The organism is Arenibacter latericius DSM 15913 (assembly GCF_000424985.1).
GTDB lineage: Bacteria > Bacteroidota > Bacteroidia > Flavobacteriales > Flavobacteriaceae > Arenibacter > Arenibacter latericius.
The window spans coordinates 73692-92926 of sequence record NZ_AUKX01000013.1 but is presented as its reverse complement, the minus strand read 5'-3'; the positions used below and the strand labels follow the sequence as shown (position 1 = coordinate 92926).

Annotated in this window: 22 protein-coding genes; 16 read left to right on the top strand and 6 right to left on the bottom strand. The window is 34.5% G+C overall.

Annotation, left to right across the window (positions count from 1 at the left end; genetic code table 11):
• Positions 1-173: 173 nt before the first annotated feature.
• The 5 genes from H344_RS0108215 (at position 174) to H344_RS0108195 (ending at position 4458) form a co-directional block, all read left to right on the top strand.
• A complete protein-coding gene (locus H344_RS0108215) occupies positions 174-701 on the top strand; it encodes a hypothetical protein (protein WP_026809887.1) in 528 nt (175 codons plus the stop codon).
• Between the two features lie 257 nt (positions 702-958).
• The gene (locus H344_RS0108210; RefSeq protein ID WP_026809886.1) at positions 959-1333 is read left to right on the top strand and encodes a hypothetical protein; all 375 of its coding nucleotides are present in this window, start codon (positions 959-961) and stop codon (positions 1331-1333) included.
• 53 nt (positions 1334-1386) lie between these two features.
• Complete coding sequence (locus H344_RS0108205; RefSeq protein WP_026809885.1) at positions 1387-2406, top strand: TQO small subunit DoxD; 1020 nt, start codon at positions 1387-1389, stop codon at positions 2404-2406.
• Positions 2407-2620: 214 nt separating this feature from the next.
• Positions 2621-3529 carry a YihY/virulence factor BrkB family protein gene (locus H344_RS0108200; RefSeq protein WP_026809884.1) on the top strand — a complete coding sequence of 303 codons (909 nt, stop codon included), beginning with the start codon at positions 2621-2623 and terminating at the stop codon, positions 3527-3529.
• A gap of 317 nt (positions 3530-3846) precedes the next feature.
• The gene (locus H344_RS0108195; RefSeq protein ID WP_034256332.1) at positions 3847-4458 is read left to right on the top strand and encodes a nitroreductase family protein; all 612 of its coding nucleotides are present in this window, start codon (positions 3847-3849) and stop codon (positions 4456-4458) included.
• 106 nt (positions 4459-4564) lie between these two features.
• Here H344_RS0108195 and H344_RS0108190 read toward each other — a convergent pair whose 3' ends face one another.
• Complete coding sequence (locus tag H344_RS0108190; protein ID WP_026809882.1) at positions 4565-5926, bottom strand: NAD-dependent succinate-semialdehyde dehydrogenase; 1362 nt, start codon at positions 5924-5926, stop codon at positions 4565-4567.
• Between the two features lie 44 nt (positions 5927-5970).
• On the bottom strand, positions 5971-7269 hold the full coding sequence (locus H344_RS0108185; protein ID WP_026809881.1) for a DUF2254 domain-containing protein: 1299 nt from the start codon (positions 7267-7269) through the stop codon (positions 5971-5973).
• 518 nt (positions 7270-7787) lie between these two features.
• On the opposite strand from H344_RS0108185, the gene H344_RS19875 reads away from it, so the two are divergent.
• Positions 7788-8669 (top strand): mechanosensitive ion channel family protein, encoded by an 882-nt coding sequence (locus tag H344_RS19875; protein WP_034256331.1) that lies wholly within the window; start codon positions 7788-7790, stop codon positions 8667-8669.
• Between the two features lie 15 nt (positions 8670-8684).
• Here H344_RS19875 and H344_RS0108175 read toward each other — a convergent pair whose 3' ends face one another.
• Complete coding sequence (locus H344_RS0108175; protein WP_026809880.1) at positions 8685-9953, bottom strand: hypothetical protein; 1269 nt, start codon at positions 9951-9953, stop codon at positions 8685-8687.
• A 142-nt stretch (positions 9954-10095) separates the two neighbouring features.
• On the opposite strand from H344_RS0108175, the gene H344_RS0108170 reads away from it, so the two are divergent.
• From H344_RS0108170 to H344_RS0108125, 9 genes are all read left to right on the top strand, one after another.
• Positions 10096-10545, top strand: coding sequence for a ferritin-like domain-containing protein (locus H344_RS0108170; RefSeq protein WP_026809879.1), 450 nt, complete (start codon positions 10096-10098; stop codon positions 10543-10545).
• Between the two features lie 137 nt (positions 10546-10682).
• On the top strand, positions 10683-11420 hold the full coding sequence (locus H344_RS0108165; protein WP_026809878.1) for an SOS response-associated peptidase family protein: 738 nt from the start codon (positions 10683-10685) through the stop codon (positions 11418-11420).
• A gap of 161 nt (positions 11421-11581) precedes the next feature.
• Positions 11582-11743, top strand: coding sequence for a DUF1328 domain-containing protein (locus H344_RS21365; RefSeq protein ID WP_026809877.1), 162 nt, complete (start codon positions 11582-11584; stop codon positions 11741-11743).
• A 79-nt stretch (positions 11744-11822) separates the two neighbouring features.
• Entirely contained in the window at positions 11823-12014 is a 192-nt protein-coding gene (locus H344_RS0108155) for a hypothetical protein (protein WP_026809876.1), read from the top strand.
• 169 nt (positions 12015-12183) lie between these two features.
• The gene (locus tag H344_RS0108150) at positions 12184-12486 is read left to right on the top strand and encodes a hypothetical protein (RefSeq protein ID WP_026809875.1); all 303 of its coding nucleotides are present in this window, start codon (positions 12184-12186) and stop codon (positions 12484-12486) included.
• 242 nt (positions 12487-12728) lie between these two features.
• A complete protein-coding gene (locus tag H344_RS0108140; protein ID WP_026809874.1) occupies positions 12729-13289 on the top strand; it encodes a helix-turn-helix domain-containing protein in 561 nt (186 codons plus the stop codon).
• A gap of 12 nt (positions 13290-13301) precedes the next feature.
• A complete protein-coding gene (locus tag H344_RS0108135) occupies positions 13302-13748 on the top strand; it encodes a response regulator (protein ID WP_026809873.1) in 447 nt (148 codons plus the stop codon).
• Between the two features lie 263 nt (positions 13749-14011).
• The gene (locus H344_RS21655; RefSeq protein ID WP_157378186.1) at positions 14012-14164 is read left to right on the top strand and encodes a hypothetical protein; all 153 of its coding nucleotides are present in this window, start codon (positions 14012-14014) and stop codon (positions 14162-14164) included.
• A gap of 232 nt (positions 14165-14396) precedes the next feature.
• Positions 14397-15428 (top strand): helix-turn-helix domain-containing protein, encoded by a 1032-nt coding sequence (locus tag H344_RS0108125; protein WP_026809872.1) that lies wholly within the window; start codon positions 14397-14399, stop codon positions 15426-15428.
• 222 nt (positions 15429-15650) lie between these two features.
• On the opposite strand, the gene H344_RS0108120 is transcribed toward H344_RS0108125, so the two are convergent.
• The 3 genes from H344_RS0108120 to H344_RS0108110 all read right to left on the bottom strand — a co-directional run bounded on the left by H344_RS0108120 (position 15651) and on the right by H344_RS0108110 (position 18437).
• The gene (locus H344_RS0108120; RefSeq protein ID WP_026809871.1) at positions 15651-16133 is read right to left on the bottom strand and encodes a Dps family protein; all 483 of its coding nucleotides are present in this window, start codon (positions 16131-16133) and stop codon (positions 15651-15653) included.
• A 234-nt stretch (positions 16134-16367) separates the two neighbouring features.
• A complete protein-coding gene (locus H344_RS0108115; RefSeq protein ID WP_026809870.1) occupies positions 16368-16790 on the bottom strand; it encodes an arsenate reductase family protein in 423 nt (140 codons plus the stop codon).
• Positions 16791-16880: 90 nt separating this feature from the next.
• Complete coding sequence (locus H344_RS0108110) at positions 16881-18437, bottom strand: hypothetical protein (protein WP_026809869.1); 1557 nt, start codon at positions 18435-18437, stop codon at positions 16881-16883.
• A 265-nt stretch (positions 18438-18702) separates the two neighbouring features.
• Between H344_RS0108110 and H344_RS0108105 the strand changes: the two genes are divergently transcribed.
• The gene (locus tag H344_RS0108105; protein WP_026809868.1) at positions 18703-19173 is read left to right on the top strand and encodes a hypothetical protein; all 471 of its coding nucleotides are present in this window, start codon (positions 18703-18705) and stop codon (positions 19171-19173) included.
• The last annotated feature ends 62 nt before the right edge of the window (positions 19174-19235 follow it).

The window sequence follows — 19235 nt, the reverse complement described above, 5'->3', positions numbered from 1 at the left end:
TTATTAAATGTAAGTAAATAAATCCAATCCCCGAGATGCAGAAACGAATTATTTGCCTTATCGTGTCTCACTACTATTTAAAACAACTCACATACCCATTGTCCTGTAAGCAACCTTTTCACGCTACCAACATCTTCTGTAATATCTAATAATCCTTAAACCTATACCATATAATGAAAACCTTTATTTATTGCCTTGTATTCGTATTTCTAGGAAGTATCATAACTTCTTGTGATAAGGATGATATTAACCACCAAAACGATTTTGAAAAAAGCGTGAATGCGTGGTTAGATTTTAAAGAGACATCCAACAATTCGTATGAGTTTGTAGTTCCAGGCGCTTCATGGACAGGATTGAGATGGGAAACAACCATCCAAGTTGCAGAAGGTACCATCATACAAAGACATTTTAAGTTTACGTCTACTGTGGATCTAACAACTGAAATTCCAGAGGAAGAATTGGAGTGGACAGAGAACGAAAGTGAAATAAATAGTAGAACCAATACAATCGCAGCCCAAGCTTTAACACTAGATGAAATATATGAGAAGGCCAAAAGGGAATGGTTAATTGACAGGAATAATGCTAAAACCTTCTTTGAAGCTGAAAACGAAGGTCTTATCTCTACCTGTGGGTATGTTGAAAATGGTTGTATGGACGACTGCTTTGTTGGTATTTCCCTGAAGAATATAAGAAAGTTATGACTTATTATAAATGACAAAAGGAATCTTGTTAGATTAAGCCAAGGACAATTTGTTAGCAAACTAGAAAGTTACAATTTAAATGTACAAACCTACTTGTTGGGATATATCACGAGACAAACAACTATTAATTTAGAATCTCCTAATGCATAGTTAACAACCGCTATTTCTTTAACAAATCTTTAGCCTAAATAACATACCAACGCTACTTATCTAGGCGTTATCATATGAAGATTTATGTACCTTTGTAGGTCACATTTATGAAAGGGACACATCTACATATCAAAAACTTAAAACGAGTACTATTTGTGCTGGTTATTGCGGTAGCATTAACCCCTTGCTCTATAAAGGAAACTGTTTTCAGTTCTTTTGATATCGTCTTTGAACGCCCTATAAATAAAACCAGGTTACTACAAATTGCCAGCACAGATTGTGAGCCTCAAGCATTTGCACTCTCATATACAGATAATAATATACAGCTAGGAGCCCTTAAAGTTCCAGATACCTCATTTACTACCCCTATTATTATATCTGGATGTAAAAAGGTAGCCCTCAAACAATACGCAAAAAGAACTACGGGCAATAGCCCGCCTATGTACATATTATATAAGCGTCTTAAATTTGATATAGCCTAATCTCTTCTTTCGCTATTCAATTTTAAGTACAATCGTTTATATATATTTTTCAAATGAATCAGAATAAAAATGATCAGTCACAAAGTATGGCTGGTCTCTTTACATTAGCAATTCGTCTGGTAGTAGGCTGGACTTATTTTTCCGCATTTTGGCGTAGATTAGTAATAGACAATAAGTTAAACCCTGAAGAGGCAGGATATATAGGAGAAAAATTCAACCACTTCTTACCTAATGCCCTAGGCATTGGTCCCATGATAGAATATTTGGTAAGTAATCCCGACACCCTTTGGTGGGCCATGGTAACCTTTACAATTATTGAAGGCTTGGTAGGACTTTTTATAATGCTAGGGCTTTTCACCCGATTAATGAGTATTGGTGTTTTTAAACTGGCCATGGGAATCTTATTGGGAGCTGGTTGGATTGGTACTACCTGTTTAGACGAATGGCAAATAGGAGTCTTAGGTATTGCTACCGGCTTCACCTTATTTCTTACCGGAAGTGGCGCTTATTCTTTAGACCAATACTTTATTGACAAGAATGCAAAGTTCACTCGTACAAAATGGTTTTCTTGGTTAGGTTCTGGAACCTTGCCTATAAAAAACATTAAACCTGTTGTATTAACTGGATCATTGGCCATATTAGCGTTAACCTTATTTACCAATCAGTATTTTCACGGAGGTATCTTTGGAACCCTTCACAACAAATCGGTGAAACCTAAGTTAGAAATTAGCAATACAATTCTCAATGACGATTACTTACAGTTTGAAGTATTCCGAGTGGAAGGCGCTGATGTTTACGGATCCTTTTTAATCGGCATTCAACTATTAGATCAGGATGGCAACATCCTTATAAACAAGAAGGGATCTGATCTTGCCGTTTTTCCAACAGAAGATATCCACAACTATTATGTGGCTAAGATAAAACCTGGAAAGCACAGTCTTATAATTCCATTAGGAGCCAAGGCCGATCTTACTTTGGAGCTAGATGATATCGACATATTTAAAGGGGAAGAATACACCCTAAGATTAATTGATATTAGCGGACTAGAATGGGAAAGTAAATTAGTTTATTAGTTGTAACTTAATATAAACTAATAGAATAAAAAGGCTTTAAGTTTAAACTTAGAGCCTTTTTAATTTTTATATCTTGCCTTAAATTACAAAATGCCGATTAGTAAAAATTTTATTAATTAGACAAACCGACCAATAAGTACAATGGGTATGGATGCTAAAGCCATCTTTTTATTAAAACACTAAAATATAGTACACTTATCTATTTCACCGTTTTATGAAAGAAGAACGTAGAAGGTTTAAACTAAAAGATATTCCTTCCTTAATAAAGGATACTTATAATGCTTGGATGGCCAATGATCCATGGCGTCTAAGTGCTGTTATAGCCTATTATGCCGTATTATCTCTTCCTGCATTATTGGTGATTATCATCAACGTGGTAGGAAGCATTTGGGGTGTAGAAATAGTACAAGGGCAACTTACAGAGGAGTTTTCCGTTGCTTTGGGCAGTGAAGCAGCATCTTCCATTGAATCTATAATATCCGAAACTCAAAATAAAAATAAAAATCTTATTTCTACTCTCATTGGAATTGGAACCTTACTCTTTGGTGCTACCGGAGTATTTTATCAACTAAAGATATCTCTTAACCAAATTTGGAAGGTAGAACCAGATCCAGATGCCAAAATATGGAAGTTGATTACCGATAGGGCTCGCAGCTTTGCCTTTATATTAGTTATAGGCTTTTTGTTGTTAATTAGTTTTATTCTCACGGCAGCAATAAGTGTGTTAAACGGTTATATTAAACAGATGTTCCCAGACTTGGTAATATATATCGCTTACATATTGGATATGACTATATCCATAGGCGTAATATCAGTATTGTTTGCATTAATGTTTAAATACCTGCCAGACGCCTATATTAGATGGAAAACTGTATGGAAAGGCGCTATCCTAACTAGTGTCCTTTTTGTAATTGGAAAAACGTTATTAGGACTCTACTTTGCTGAAGCAGAGCCAGGCTCTACCTACGGTGCAGCCGGCACTATAGTATTAATATTGTTATGGGTTTCCTACTCTTGCTTAATTTTGTTTTTTGGTGCTCAGTTTACCTATATCTATGCGCAACGCTATGGACAGGGTATTAAACCAAGTAGTATTGCTAAAAAGGCAAATTCCAGGTCATAGTCGTCCTTAACCTTCCGGTATTGCAATTGCATCAACATCTAAAGTAAAAAGGGCAATAAAATATGACATTATTCTTTAGTATTGCAAAAAGGACTATGCGGTAACGTTCTATAACCGATGCAAAATCAAATATTAACGATAGGTTACCTATCACAAGGCAAAATAGCTAAAGCCTACCTCCCTGCACCTACTACAAGCATCCTATAGAACAATTACCTGCGATATTCCATATTGGAAAAATGGGATTTTTACATTGTATCTATCCCCCTTTCCATTGTTAATTATTATTAATATTTTCACTTAAATCATACAAAAACATGACCTCCACCGAACAAATACAATTAGAAAATATAGCTGATGTTGATCACGAAATATTTGCTTTACTAAAGCAACGGTACAGTCCTAGAATATTCAAGGACGAAAAGATTTCAGAACAACAATTAAATCAACTTTTTGAAGCGGCCAGATGGTCTGCTAGTTCAAATAATATTCAGCCTTGGCGATTTTTATACGCCGAAAAAGATACAGACACCTATGATAAAATCTTAGATTGTTTAAGCGACTTTAATAAAAAATGGGCTTCCAATGCCCCCTTATTAATGTTGACCGCCTACAAGGAAAAAACAGAGGAAGACAAAGAGAATTTCCATGCGCTGCATGATCTTGGTCTTTGCATGGGTAGCATGACGGTACAAGCACAATATATGGGTATTGCCTTACATCATATGGCAGGTGTAGATTGGAAAAAGGCTCATGAAATATTTAATGTCCCCGAGGGCTATCACGTAACAACAGCGGTTGCTATGGGATACTATGGAGGAGATTTAGATGCTCTGCCAAATGACCTTCAGAAACAGGAAGTTGCCACTAGAAAACGAATTCCACAATCAGAATTTGTTTATAAAGGAGTATGGGGAGGACAGCAGTAATTTTTAAACCGTAAAGTTATAAAAGCCTTAAATGCAATGATTACTGCACTTAAGGCATTACTTTTTATAGAATCCCCCTCTTTTTATAGAAAATTAAAACAAAAGTCTATTTCCCAATATAGACTGTTTTTTTATTTACAAATTCTAATATCCCTTCCAAGGAGAGTTCACGTCCATATCCAGAAGCTTTAGTACCGCCAAAAGGCAATCTTGGATCAGATTTTACCATCTCGTTTACAAAAAAAGCCCCATCTGGAATTTCTCCTATCGCCTTAAGGGCCGTATCTATATCTTCCGTAAATAACATAGTCCCTAATCCAAATCTAGATTTTGTTGCCAACGCCAAGGCGTCCGCTCTATCTTTTGCCTTAATTACTGCTGCCACCGGTCCAAAAAGCTCTTCGTCAAATGCAGGCATTCCAGGTTTAACTCCTGTAAGTATTGTAGGCTCATAATAGGCGCCGTCTCGGGAATTGCCCAAATCTACTTTCGCTCCCATATCAATTGACTTGTCTACCTGCTTAGCTAGGTCATCTCCCAAATCTTCACGGGCCAACACACCAATATCTACGTTACTATCCAAAGGATCTCCTGATTTTAAAGCTTTGACTTTATCTCTAAATTTAGATAGGAATTCCTCATAGATTTCTTCCACTACTATAAATCGTTTCGCAGCAATACAACTTTGACCGTTATTTTGCATTCTAGCGCTAACCATTGTATCCAAATGCTTATCTAGATCGGCATCTTCCCAAACCACGCAAGCATTATTCCCCCCGAGCTCCATGACCGATTTTTTTAGGTTTTTCCCTGCTAAAGAAGCTATGGCACGTCCTGCCTTTTCACTTCCAGTAAGACTTACTCCCTGTACAATATCGCTCTCCATCACCACTTCTAACTGTTTATGATCTGCCAAAATCACCTGAAAACATCCTTCCGGATATCCTGCGGAAAGAAATAATTCCTCCAAAGCCATTGCACAACCAGGAACGTTGCTGGCGTGTTTCAATATAAGAGTATTTCCCGCTGTAAGAGTTGGAGCAGCACATCTAATAACTTGCCAAAAAGGAAAATTCCAGGGCATTATTGCCAAAACACTCCCTATAGGATCGTAACTTATAAAGCTCTCCCCTGCTTCGGTTTCAATAAGATCATCCGATAGAAAATCTACAGCATTCTCAGCATAAAATTCACATGCCCAAGCACATTTCTCAACTTCCGCTACGGCCTGACTCACAGGTTTCCCCATCTCCCTAGCCATTAAAACACTATAACGTTCTTTATTTTTTATTAATAGATCTGCCAAATTATGCAGCAGCTCTACTCTGTTTTCTAAACTTTCTTTTTTCCATTCTAAGAAAGCTGCCTCGGTCTTATTCAACACCAATTTTATATCCGCGTCGGAAAATGGCTTATACTTTTCCAACACTTGATTGTTATAAGGGTTTATTGAATGTATATTTTCCATATTCTTTATTTCTTTTATAGTTATATATAAATTTTAATCGTTGCTTAAGTATTATTATGATTTTGAAATAGTTTTAGGATTCGCTCCCTATCCAAATCATTATTAATATTATCCTCAACATCCTTTTTCAATGCCTGAATTTCCTGTCTAATTCCTTCTCTATTCTCCCTAGAAATCTGTGTATCCCTTTCCAAAAAACTCAATGCCCCAATAAGAGTAGCAACGACCGTATTATCTTTTTTTGCGTATAATCGAATTGGCTGTATTAGGGTTTGCATCAATTGACTCGCTGTAATATTATTTTTCATAAGGATTATTTTACCTTCATGTAACGATACTGATGTAATTTTAGGGAGTCTCATAACCCTTTGTAACAAGGGAATTAATTTAGTAATAGCGTCAATGGCAGTACCTGGATCGTTTATTCCTGGGGACATAGCTTTTACTGCAATTTCCATTAGCTTAACCATTCCTCCTACCCCGTCGTTATGGTCATTTCTATTCCTAGATAGCTGACAACAAAAAAGAACTGAATTTAAATCGTCCTCTTCCACTTTATTTTTGAGTCGCAACATGGGTGTTCCCTCCCAAATATGAGCTCCCAAATAAGGAATAACTTCTATTTGATTCCCCCTTTCGATAAATGAATTTGGCAGTAAGGAGACGTCAAAACCTCTAAAATATCCGGTCTTAGGAGCAGATATAGTTGTAAAATCATCAGTTTTCACCATCTGTAGTTCCACTTGAGAATCCTTAGCACGCTCAATCTCTCTATCTATTTGCCTATTACTTAAATTATAAATGCTTTCAATTATATTCTGGATTTGTATGGAAGTAGATATATTGTGAATAAAATACACAAACAATGCAACACATACAACTCCCCACATAGCTGCCAACATAGTAGAAAAACCTAGAGAGGCAGAATCAATTCCTCTTGCCCCCAAAACAACTAAAAGGATAATACAATACAATAAGGTTCCTATGTAAACCCCTAAAATAAATTGATGGTTTTTATTAGAAATTAAACTCGGCAAAAGACGAGGGGAAAAGTTTGAAGAAGCCTGACTCAGCACTACCATAACCATAGAAAAACTAAATACTGTTAAAGATAGCACGCCCCCTACCAAGGTAGTTAATATATCTCGTGCAGTATCATAATCAGATATAAAAAGATAAGGCAGATTTTCTTTTAAGGTTTTGGCCAAATCCAAATTTTCTAACTCCAACATGGCAAAGGCAAAGAGCAAGAATCCCAGGGTGATTATAACGGGGTAAAACGCAATACTTTGTATTACTCTTCCATAGATACCTTTAGTGAATTTTACAATAGATCTAAACATATTTTGCTATCAATTAGTAATTTTAAAGATAGGGATTATATAAGCCAAGGATAGCCTATTTAATTAAAAACCTAGTACAATCAATTGAATAATGGCACTTTCCGAAATTCGCTCATAACATCAACCAAATTATCCATAAGGGACAAAAATTTTTGGAATAGCGTCTATTTCAAAAAAAACATTGATGTAATTTTGAAATAAGAAAGGTAATATCATCATTAAATAAATATAATGGATTTAAACGTTACTAAATTATGGGGATAACTTATTTTCCATATAACCAAAATGACTGAAGGTTTGCCACCTTATTTATAGGCAGTCAATTGGGTTTAGCAATAAAATAATTCACTAAAAATTTGGTTGGTTGTTGAAAAATGGTTCCGATACTCTTCATTTTCGGAGCCATTTTTATTGTATATTACTCCTCTAAACTCTTCAGAATAGATTTTAAATAATTCTAATTCAACCTCTGAAGATACTATTCAAGAGAACAAGATAAATCACATTATCCTGAAATTATGATACTTAGACTAGAAAAAGCATGGGAGGAAATGATTAAAAGGTTAGCTTCTTGGCTAGATAGCTTAATCATTAACCTGCCCAACTTCATAATAGCATTGCTTGTTTTTGTTGTGGCTATTTTTATCTCTAAATACGTTTCAAAACTCACCTTAAAGCTGCTGGAGAAAAGCAGCATGCAAAGATCTATGAAGAGTGTTATTGCCAAGATAGTTTCCATCTTGGTAATCTTTGGGGCCATATTTTTAATTTTAGGCATCCTAGATCTTAGTAAAACCTTTAATACCATATTAGCAGGAGCTGGAGTTGCCGGTTTGGCCGTTGGTCTTGCTCTACAAGGCGCTTTAACCAACACCTATTCTGGGATAGTGCTTTCTTATATTAAACAGATAAAATATGGAGACTGGGTAGAAAGTAACGGTTATGCAGGAGAGGTTATTAGTATAGATTTGCGAGCAGTAACCATAAGACAAACAGACAACAACTTAGTTTATCTCCCTAATAAAATAGTCTTAGAAAATCCGATAAAGAATTTTTCCTCCACCGCACAATCACGAGTTATTTTCACTTGTGGCGTAGGTTATTCCTCGGACTTAGAATTTGTACGCAACTTGGTTAAAAAAACAATTGCCGAATCCTTCGAATCCATAAATTCGGAAGAGGAAGTGATATTTTTATATACCGAATTTGGAGATAGTTCCATAAATTTTGAAACTCGGTTTTGGATAGATTCTACCTCTGCCCTGCAAGTACTAAAAGCAAAAACAGAGGCAATGATTGTTATTAAAAAAGCATTTGACGAACATAACATCAACATTCCATTCCCCATTAGAACCTTGGATTTCCCTAAAGACTTTAGGAATCCAATTAAAGAATCGTAGCTTGTATCTACAATATCATTCCTTTGTGTATTGACTATTTCGGTGGCTGTGCATTATATAATGCACGGAGATTACAAGTAACATTATAAATAGGTACTCGTTAAAAAAATTATCCTGTGAAGGAAAACTTGGCACATACAATCTAAAGGAAATGTAATAATTAAGGAGTAAAGTTATTAGAAGATACAGCTTATTCCGCAAACTACTAAAACACTTCAAATAGTTTTGTGGCCTACACATCAGCCATATTTCCCTACTAAACATTTGTCCTGCTAAAGGCCATAAAAAAATTAGTGGCAAGGCGTATAATCGCGCTTCCCTTGCCAACGTGGCCAACATTATTACGGGAGTATTTATAATTACTCCTATAAAAAATGCTGTAATATACCGCTTCTGTATATTGGTAAAAGTCTTGGATTTTTTGCTCACAAACAACAAATAGAGCACTGGCCCTAGAACTAGGATAAAAGAAAAGACAGTTTCTACGACATTAGCTTGAGTTCCGAAGTTTTCATAAATACTTTGAAACCTATTGGATTCAAGATCGGTAGTTTCCCCCCATATTCCCGCTAATCGAAAAAACATTATTAAATAAACTCCGTAAAGGAGCAATGGTAAGAATAATAACACCCATTTTCGAACATCTTTAAAAGCCCATAATTTCACGGTATCTAAACCCAATCCTATTAATACCATACCCGGAAAAAGGAAAACACTACTTTCTCTAGCTACCAAGGCAAAAAAAAAGAACACTGCAAAATAGCCGCGTTTATTATTTAAAAGAGCCAATAGGGATAGCAAAAGCAGGCAATATTGTAAGGGCTCATCATAAGTAAATATTGGCGGAAAGAAAGAAAACAAAATAGAGAATGTTAGAAAGAAGAACGCCAAATTAAACAGTCCTTGTCTAGAACTTCCACCAAGATTCAATGAAATTTTATATACCAACAAACTACAGACATAGAGCAAAGTAAAGTTTACTAGCACAAAAGCTTCCCCTAAGGATATTCCGAAAACTCCCGAGGTCCCTTCAATGAGCATTGAGGTAAGTGGCCTTCGTGCAAATGGAGCAAATTCTTGGTGGTATCTTATTTGGGATTTTAAAAATACTTGAGACAGCTTGGTATTATTCTCATTCAACATACTATCCGATACGGGTAACATGTGAATTACAAAAATGAATAGGACAAACCCCAACCCTATAAAATAATTCAAACCTCCTTTCATATTGCCAAAGCCTATCCTAGGATTAAAAGTAGTGAAAACAAATTTGATAATTACCATCCTAGGAAATTAGGAGAGGGCAATGGGTCAAAAATTAATTTTATAGCGTTAAAACATTATATACTAGTATTTTAACTTAGCACCACTGATGTTAAACGATGGGCATCTTTATACACCATCGAAAATTAAAATATAGCTAATTATGACTACATACACAGAAAAAGTAGGTAAAAAACTAAACAGCCTATTAGAAAAAACCTATGATGCAGAAAAAGGGTATAAAAAAGCTGCAGAGAACGCAGATCATATGCTCTTGAAAGCATTTTTTGAAAGAAAAAGCAAAGAAAGAAACAGTTTTGCCAAAAACCTTAAAAGTGAAATCTTTAGTTTTGGTCAAAAAGCTGAGAGTGAAGGAAGCATGGCAGGTACGGCACATAGGGCTTGGATGGATGTAAAAGCTTTCTTTTCATCGGATAGTCCAGAAGCCATGTTGGAAGAAGCCATAAGAGGTGAGAAGTCAGCAGTAGACGAGTATAATGATGTCTTATCTGAAACTTCTCTACCTCCAAGCACCTCCACTCTCCTAACCAAACAAATGAACCAGATACAAGCCGATTTAAATAGGGTTAGGCGTTTGGAAGATCTTAGGTAACTTCAGAACAATAAGTGAAAGTAAAAATCATAGGGGTGCAATGCACCCTTTTTCACCTAAAACCCTAAAACTATGTACCCTTACAGGTACAGGCTTCGCATAGAAACAAGTGCTACACATATCTCACCTAAACCTATATGATTTACAAGTTATCAAATACCGCAAGCAGCACTACTTTAAAAACAATATTCAATAAGTCCCTTAAATATCCAAATCTCTATAGAAAACAAATTTTGATAAATGGGGCAGAGGAAGCTACTATCCTTATAATTACCTCAGAAGAAAATCAACTATTAGTGCCTGCCATTTGGGGTATTCTTCCAGAAAACTACAAAAACAATTGGCATTCCTTCCAAGAAGTTTATAACTCTTTAAATATTCCCATTGAATCTTTAAGTCAACTTTCTTGGTGCAATACCGCATTTAAAAAGAGAAGATGTCTTATACCCGTTACAGGCTTCTATACTTCTTACCTTATTAACGGGGAACTATATCCCTATTATTTCCATAACGAATTAGACGTTCCGTTTTGCCTACTAGGAATTTACAATAAAACTGAAGACGGTTTCTCAACTTGCACAATCCTTACTTCCACTTCCGATTATCCGCTAAGAAAGCTATCAAATATAAATGGAACCCTACCTTTAATGCTTTCTAAAGCAGTGCATAATGATTGGTTAAATGAAGATTTAACGGATATCGAAATAAAAAATCTATTAAAATCTAAAGCAGATTTTAAACTGATAGGACACCCAATTTCAAAAGAGTTTTACAATAATAATATATCCTACTCCTCTATGTTATCTAAAGTTTTATATGACGATGCACCTAGTAAAATTGTTCTTTCTAGGAGTTCAGAACTTATAGTTCAATAGCCAACATATTGCTTAGATTTTAATAAAACATCAGTTATCTACTTCTATTTGAGTTAATTATTAAAGCGATGTGATTAATAGAAATGTTAAATTCTAGCGAATTTTGTAGTGAAGGGTGTGAGAATCATCCCAGATGTATAACCATTTAAAAACCAAGCACTATGTTACGTTGGACAGTTACATTCATAATATTGGCAATTATAGCCGCAATTTTTGGATTTGGAGGTATAGCTGAAGGAGCAGCAAGTATCGCTAAAGTTCTTTTCTTTATCTTTTTAATTCTTTTTGTTATATCTTTATTTACCGGAAGAAAGAAGATTTAAGTGTGAACTTTACGCCCAAAGAATAAAATTGGACAAGAAATTTAGTAAATATTTATTATTAAACTTTAAATAAAACAACATGAAAAAGACAATAGTTTACTTTCTATTTGCACTATTTTTTACAGCATCTCTATCAACTTTTACAGGATGTCGTGAGGACAAAACTGCCGGAGAAAAAATTGAGGAAGGCATAGAAGATGTAGGAGATGGAATTGAAGAAGGTGTAGAAGAAGTTGGTGATGAGATAGACGATGCAACAGATGGTCTATAGAATCTCAGGATAACGATACATTACAACGGGCACTTTTCTATATGGATTTTGCCCGTTTATTTTTAATTACCCTTAATATCTATAGAAAAGGATATATAAGGAATTAGACGATTCTACAGTTTTTATATAATACAAGGTAAGACCAAAAAAAATAAATAATTAGTTGATCATGAAAAACGAAAGTGTAATAATAAACCGGTATAAAAAAGAAGGATACACTAGTATTTATTCTATAGAAAACAACCAATTAATGGACATGGATACCAAGAAAAGCTATACTCCACAGCAAGTTCAAATTATAGCAGAACATCGATTTGAAGGCATGAGTAATCCCTCAGACATGTCCATCCTGTATGTTGTGGATACCCAAGACCAGAGCAAGGGAACAATATTAGTTAATTACAATCCAGCAGAAAGTTCTAAAATGGCAGATTTCTTCCAAAAAGTTCCAAAAGAAAATTACAAAAGATAGTCGTTACTCAGCGCGTTCTTCAACAATCTAGATTTAACTTTCTCCTTTATAGCGATGGTACGCTATAGACTTATTTTTCTTTTTTATTTTTTCTTCATTTTTAAGGTTTACCAAAAAGTTAAAACGTACTAAAACGTTTAAAGTCATTATTAGTGGTTACCCTTAAATAAAAAACACTTACCTTATAAGAATAGATGCTATATTTGTAATTTTCTTATCTTAAGCACAATTTTCTGCCCTTTATGAGAGTCTACGTAAAATTCGATTTTAATAAAACCTGTAAAACAGTTTTAGGGGAGCAATTAGATACTTTGGGTATTAAATATGTGCTTCATGGAGCTGGAGAAGTAGAGTTTGAACGTCCCCCTACCCAGGCAGAAATGCTAAAATTGGAGCGCACTCTAGATCGCTATGGCATAGAAGTTATGGACGACCAACAAGTTGCCCTTGTACAACGTATAAAGGATGCAATAACCGAATGGGTACAGGATGATGAAAACCCAAAAAAGTATAACTTCTCTACTTATCTTTCAGAAAAGTTAGCCTATTCTTACACCTATTTATCATCTCTATTTTCGGAAACAACGTATTCATCTATAGAAAACTTTATTATCCTAAAAAAAATAGATTGTGTTAAGAGTTTAATTATCGATTCTGATTATACATTAACAGAAATAGCGCATAAACTTAATTACAGTAGTGTAGCGCATTTATCAGCTCAATTCAAAAAAACAACCGGCCTTACCCCATCCACCTTTCAAAAAATAATCCAAAAAAGGAAGGAAAGGGCTTCAATTCAGTAAATTTATTAAACTATGCCCTTTAACACTCTAAATATTGCACTAGCAGATGACGATCCAGATGATAGGCTCTTGTTTAAAGAAGCCATCGAAGAGATTGAGATAAAAACGAAACTGTCCTTATTTAATAATGGACAGGAATTAATGGATTATCTAACCCTTCCTAAGGTAATCCTACCCGAAATTGTTTTCTTAGATTTAAATATGCCACTTAAGAATGGAATGCAATGTTTAAATGAAATAAGAAGTCACGAAAGATTAAATGACCTTCTTGTTGCTATATACTCAACCTCATCGTCTGAAGAGGATATTGAGGAAACTTTTGTGAACGGGGCAAATATTTACATCAACAAGCCAAATAGCTTTAGTGGTCTAAAAAAAGCCATTGAAAAAGCTTTACAGCTTAATTGGCAGTACCACACCTCTTCCCTAAATAGAGACAATTTTCTCTTGCGATTATAAATAGCATTGACGATTATTAACCCAGTTATCAGCTTCTAGATCTCTCTCTATTCCCAATCTTACCTCCCCTATTTGTACGCTACAATTACTTCTAATTCTTAGCCCTTCTCTCCATTAAATCTCCCCAATCCCCATATTTTCATTCACTTAAAGGAAAAAAGCGAACCTTTTAACGTAATTATATAACACTATAGAATAATTCTGTAACGCATATGCCTTTCCTTTTGTAGAACTTTGGTATCAGATAATAAAAGATTCTGATTATGAAAAAAACCAAAGAAATCACCTCCTTAAATTCTAGGGTTGGTAAAACTAGAGTCGGCAAAAGTTGGGAGACAAACTCAAGAATTAAGGACAACAGCATATCGGATAATTTTATCCTAGGTATGACCAATCAAACTATAGAATCCGATTAGGTCTAATTTTTATTACAGATACACCAAGCTTTTACAAATAAATAGCCTAGAAATGTCACAAACAACAACAATAATAATAATAACAACAGTTGAGTGCTTGTTGTTTGGACAATCAACCTATTTATTTTCAACAATAGGTATGTAAATACACTCTTCTTATTACCAGCTGTCTTGATACAGCATAAAAGCGATAAGAGAATTAATGTTTAATAACCTTTAAATACACAAGACCATGAGAACAGTTTATATCAACACAAGTAACGTAGAGGATATTTTTAATCAATTAGAACAAAATTTGGGTGGAACATTAAAAGTTCGTCCTCAAGAATATAATTTAGTTCTAGACAACGATGTGGTGAGTGGTGTAATTACAGGTGTTTGCTTTAAAAGCCGTATCTGTTTTATGGAATATGATGTAACTTTTAAGGAAAATACCCTAATAACTAGTCATGCTCCTATTAAAAACCCTATTCACTTTATGTATTGTGCAAAAGGGAGTTTAACTCATAGCTTTGGAAATGAAACTGAGAAATATATTTTAAATCAATTCCAGACAGGTATTTTCTCTAGCGACCCTAGCAAAGATACCGTCCTCTATTTTAAAAAGGACGAGCAGGTGAGAATATCAAATATTATGGTCGCTACTAACCAAGAAGCATCCTCAGACGAAAATATTGACCAATTAAGAGATAAGCTATTAAAAACTTTTAAACCTCAAAATGGAGCAACTACTTTCGCCTATACTGGTTCCTACAATTTAAAGATTGCTGAACAGATGGAGCAGTTAGCTGCCATTTCTCAGAAAGGCATAGTGCGTCATTTACTGATTCAAGGAACAGTCCATTTAATGCTAGCAATGGAGATTCAACAACACAAAGAAGATCGTACAAACGCAAAGCATAATTTTGGGTCCCTATCAAAAGAGGAGATGGATGATATACGAGAGCTTTCAGCGTTTATTAAAAACTATCCGGAAATTCAATATAACTTAAAATACTTAAGTTCTAAATCTGGTTTATCTCCAGCTAAGCTTCAAGAAGGTTTTAAATTACTGCACAATAGAACCGTTACAGATTATATAAGAAATGTACGTGTGGAAACCGCGGAACACATGATTAAAACCACCGATTTAAATATTTCTGAAATTGTCTATAGCGTTGGATTAACTAGTAGAAGTTACTTCTCTAAAATATTTAAGGAACGTTATAACTGTAGTCCAAAACATTATCAGGACCACCAAAAGTCATTAGCTATAACAGCTTAATAATATTAAACGTGTTGATACAAAAAATCCGGATTTTATAGTCCGGATTTTTTTGTGTTCTTTTCTAGATAGATATAGCAATGTATTAAATACTACCTTAAGACCAAGAGTAATAAAACCATTTCTCCCATCAAATTCGGAGCATGAGAATAGCACTTAGTTCATAAAAAAACCCACTAAACATAATTTAGTGGATTTTTTTATGACAAAGGAATTAAGAGCCTATTTCAAGGAAGCTCTTAACATCCAAGACATTTGTTCGTGTACCTGTAAGATTCCTGTAATAAAATCTGCTGTACCTTCATCATTATGAGCTTCTGCATTATCACCAATGCTTTTTCTTATAAATTTAATGATGGTTGTATGGTCTTCTAAAAGTGCCGCCATAAGGGTAGCACTATCATTTTTCTTTGGACACTCATCTTTTAAATGCGTTAAATCTAAGAATTCGCCAAGGGTACCTGGGGAATAGAAGCCTAGCATCCTAATCCGCTCTGCTACCTCATCTACTATAGTCTCTATTTTATTGTATTCCTCCTCAAAAAATACATGTTTGGTATGAAAGTCAATTCCCTCAACATTCCAATGAGCATTTCTCAGTTTAGTATACATTAAATATTCATCTGCTAAGAGTTTTCGCAGCATCTCTACTACCGCTTTTCTATTCTCTTTTTTAATTCCTATGGTTGTTTGTGTTGAATCCATTTTGAAGTTTTTTTCTGTTAATTGTCACAAGTTAAAGCGTAAATTAAGATTGAATTGACCCTAAAAAGTAAATTACTACTCTAATTCCATGATTAATAAGTCTAACTAACGATATAAAGAACCTATAGCCCGATAACAGGCGGATGCAAGTTTCATCACCTCCTAATGAAACTTATTTGGCAAATGAAGGATAAGTGAAAAATGATATAATAAAAGGAGCCCTCTTCTTTGTTTTTATACCTCAGGATTTTGGTCTTTTCTTTTTATTGCCGCACTATCTGCTCCCAAATAACTTACAAATTCGGAAGGTGCTTTAATCATTCTCCAAGTATTCCCATTAAGTACAATAGGGTAAGCTAAAACAATTGGGTTTTTATCGAGGATTTTTAAGCACCCCTCATAATCAAGATTAGCCTTATCATCTCCATATTGTGCAACAAAATCGGGATGCTCCATATTGATAAGATCACATATTTTAATTCCCAAATTTTCGGCAATCTCTACCCATTGGGTTCCGGTAACCTTTGTTTTTGAAATATCAATGGCTAAAAGCTTTTTCTCAGAAGTATTCACATAAGCGTAGGTCTGCTTACCAAGTGACGTCTCCGAATGATAATAAAGCGTTATTTTCCTTTCGTCCTTCTCAATTACTCCCATCTTTAATTTTTGTTGAGAAGATAAGGCAATCACTTAAAATCTTTGGGCGCTTTCAATTATAATATTAACTCAATAGAACGTGTTTTTAATTCAGTCTTTCTTCCCATTACCCGTGAGGGTACTTAACATCCCCGCTTTAACATTAAGCCATAAATAATTGAAGAACGACTTACTAGTATCTCTTTCGGCATATATGTTCCCATATCTATATCCATGGGCATCTGAACGAGAGCCATCGCTAGTAAATAAATTACCAATTGTGGTTAATAATTTATTCACTGCCCTCCTATTTTTCTGTAATACTACAAAGTTGAAGTTCTCATATTTCATTTTCATATCTCCAGTAGCACTTACCGCATCTCCACTGAAAGTAAAGAAAAGCTCATTTATCATTCCATTGGCTTCTGCCCTTAGATTCGCTTTTAAAAAGGGATTAATGCTTTCAGAATTAAACTCTCTCAGCTCTCCAGTAACCAAAAAAGCATCGTTTTCCTTTTGCGTATCAAAACTCCAGTCTAATGAGAGTGGTGCTGTATCCATAAACTTGGTAGTTATCTCAATTTTCGTTTCTTCTCCTTTTTTTCTATTATTAGAAATTTGCTTGAGATCTGCATTTAAAGCTGTAAACACAATTTCTCCTGGTTTCACCATCTTATCCACTCGCTCAGCGTAGGAAATATATCCATTTTTAATTTTTAAGTATTCTACATCCAAATTAAACGGCAGCTCTCTTAGCATGCGGCTATATAATTTTTTATACTCTAAATCATCATTAACCAATTTATCCCGATATATTTCTAAATTTGGTTCTTGTAGTTCTCCTTGGTCGATATATAGAAAGTACTTTCCATTATTATATCCGAAATCTAAGCTAGAAAATTGTATCTCAGGAATTTTAAGATTTACATGATCCCGTTCTGTGGTTAACATTTCAGATAATTTCTCCTTACTATATTTGGAACCTATAAATAGGTCTTTCAAGATTAGCTTCTGTTTACTAAACGCTACATTGGCTGTATTAAGGGTTTCGTAGGGACCAAGATCAAGAAATAATTGGTTAGCTTTAAATACGGGCTCTTTGTATGAAAACGGAATCTTTTGATTTAAAGTCTCCCTACTAACAACCACGTGGTTTAACGAAAAATCAAAAGAAGTTACCTCAAGCTTTTTATCATCTGCACTCTCCTGCATCTGAACATATTTCCCTTCGATAATATTGAAGTTATCTATAATCAATTTGCGGTCTAAAGCTACCTCCTTCTTATCAGTCGCACTTTTATTAGAAGCTAATTTAGCAGGAAAATAGTGAATCTCCGGTTTTACAAGTTCTAACTCACGAACAGTAATATCATTACTAAAAAAGAAATCTAGATACCCAAACCCTTCTAAGTTTAAAGTCTCCGCTTTTACATCAGTATGCATTAATAAGGTGTCTTGACTATAAAGCTCCAATTTAATTTGATGCAAGCTAACGGACCCCATTAATACATTAACTGATAACCTCTCATAGTCTAACTGAATATACTCAGGCAGCTCATTAACCAAGGCTTTGGATAGTTTAGATTTAACTGTAATTTGGATTACAAATAAGCCTAACAACAACAAAATTGGTATAAGGACTATTCTGAATATTCTTTTTCCTATCATAAACAAAACTGGATTTTAGAAACTTGCTTTCAACTAAATATAAGCTAAATACCTATAAAAATTGCCATAAAACTCTAGACGACATAGCGTTATAAAAAATATCTTTATCTCAAATAAAATCATTCTTATTTGAGGTAGGATTTTAATGGATAAGATACTGTTGCACTCACTCTTTTTACTAATTTTGCTTCCTAGTTTAGGATCATAATACAAGAAATATTATGATCCATAATTACTATTAAACATAACTATAAACACATTTAAAATGAAAAAATTATTTGGTTTACTTACTGTTGCGCTTTTAATGACAATAAGCGCCCAATCGCAATCTATTTCTGAAAATGCCCTAGGATTAAGGTTAGGGGATAATGACGGATTTGGAGGAGAGATTTCCTATCAGCGATATTTAAAGGAAAACAACAGATTGGAGTTTGATCTTGGCTGGAGAAACTCTAACGACGTAGACGCTTTTAAATTAGTAGGTCTCTATCAATGGGTAATGCCAATAGATGGTGGCTTCCATTGGTTTGTTGGGGCTGGTGCAGGTATAGGACAATATGATGCTGATAACTCTAATGGTACTTTCGCACTTATCGCCGGGGATATAGGTATTGAATATGATTTTGATATTCCACTTATTTTATCCTTAGATTTTAGACCAGAATTAGGACTTACCAGCAAATACTCTGACGATTTAGATATGGATATCGCCCTTGGTATTAGATATCAATTCTAAGAATATAACCTAACTTAAAGGTATAACACAAAAGGTATTGGAGATTTGGTTTTCCAATACCT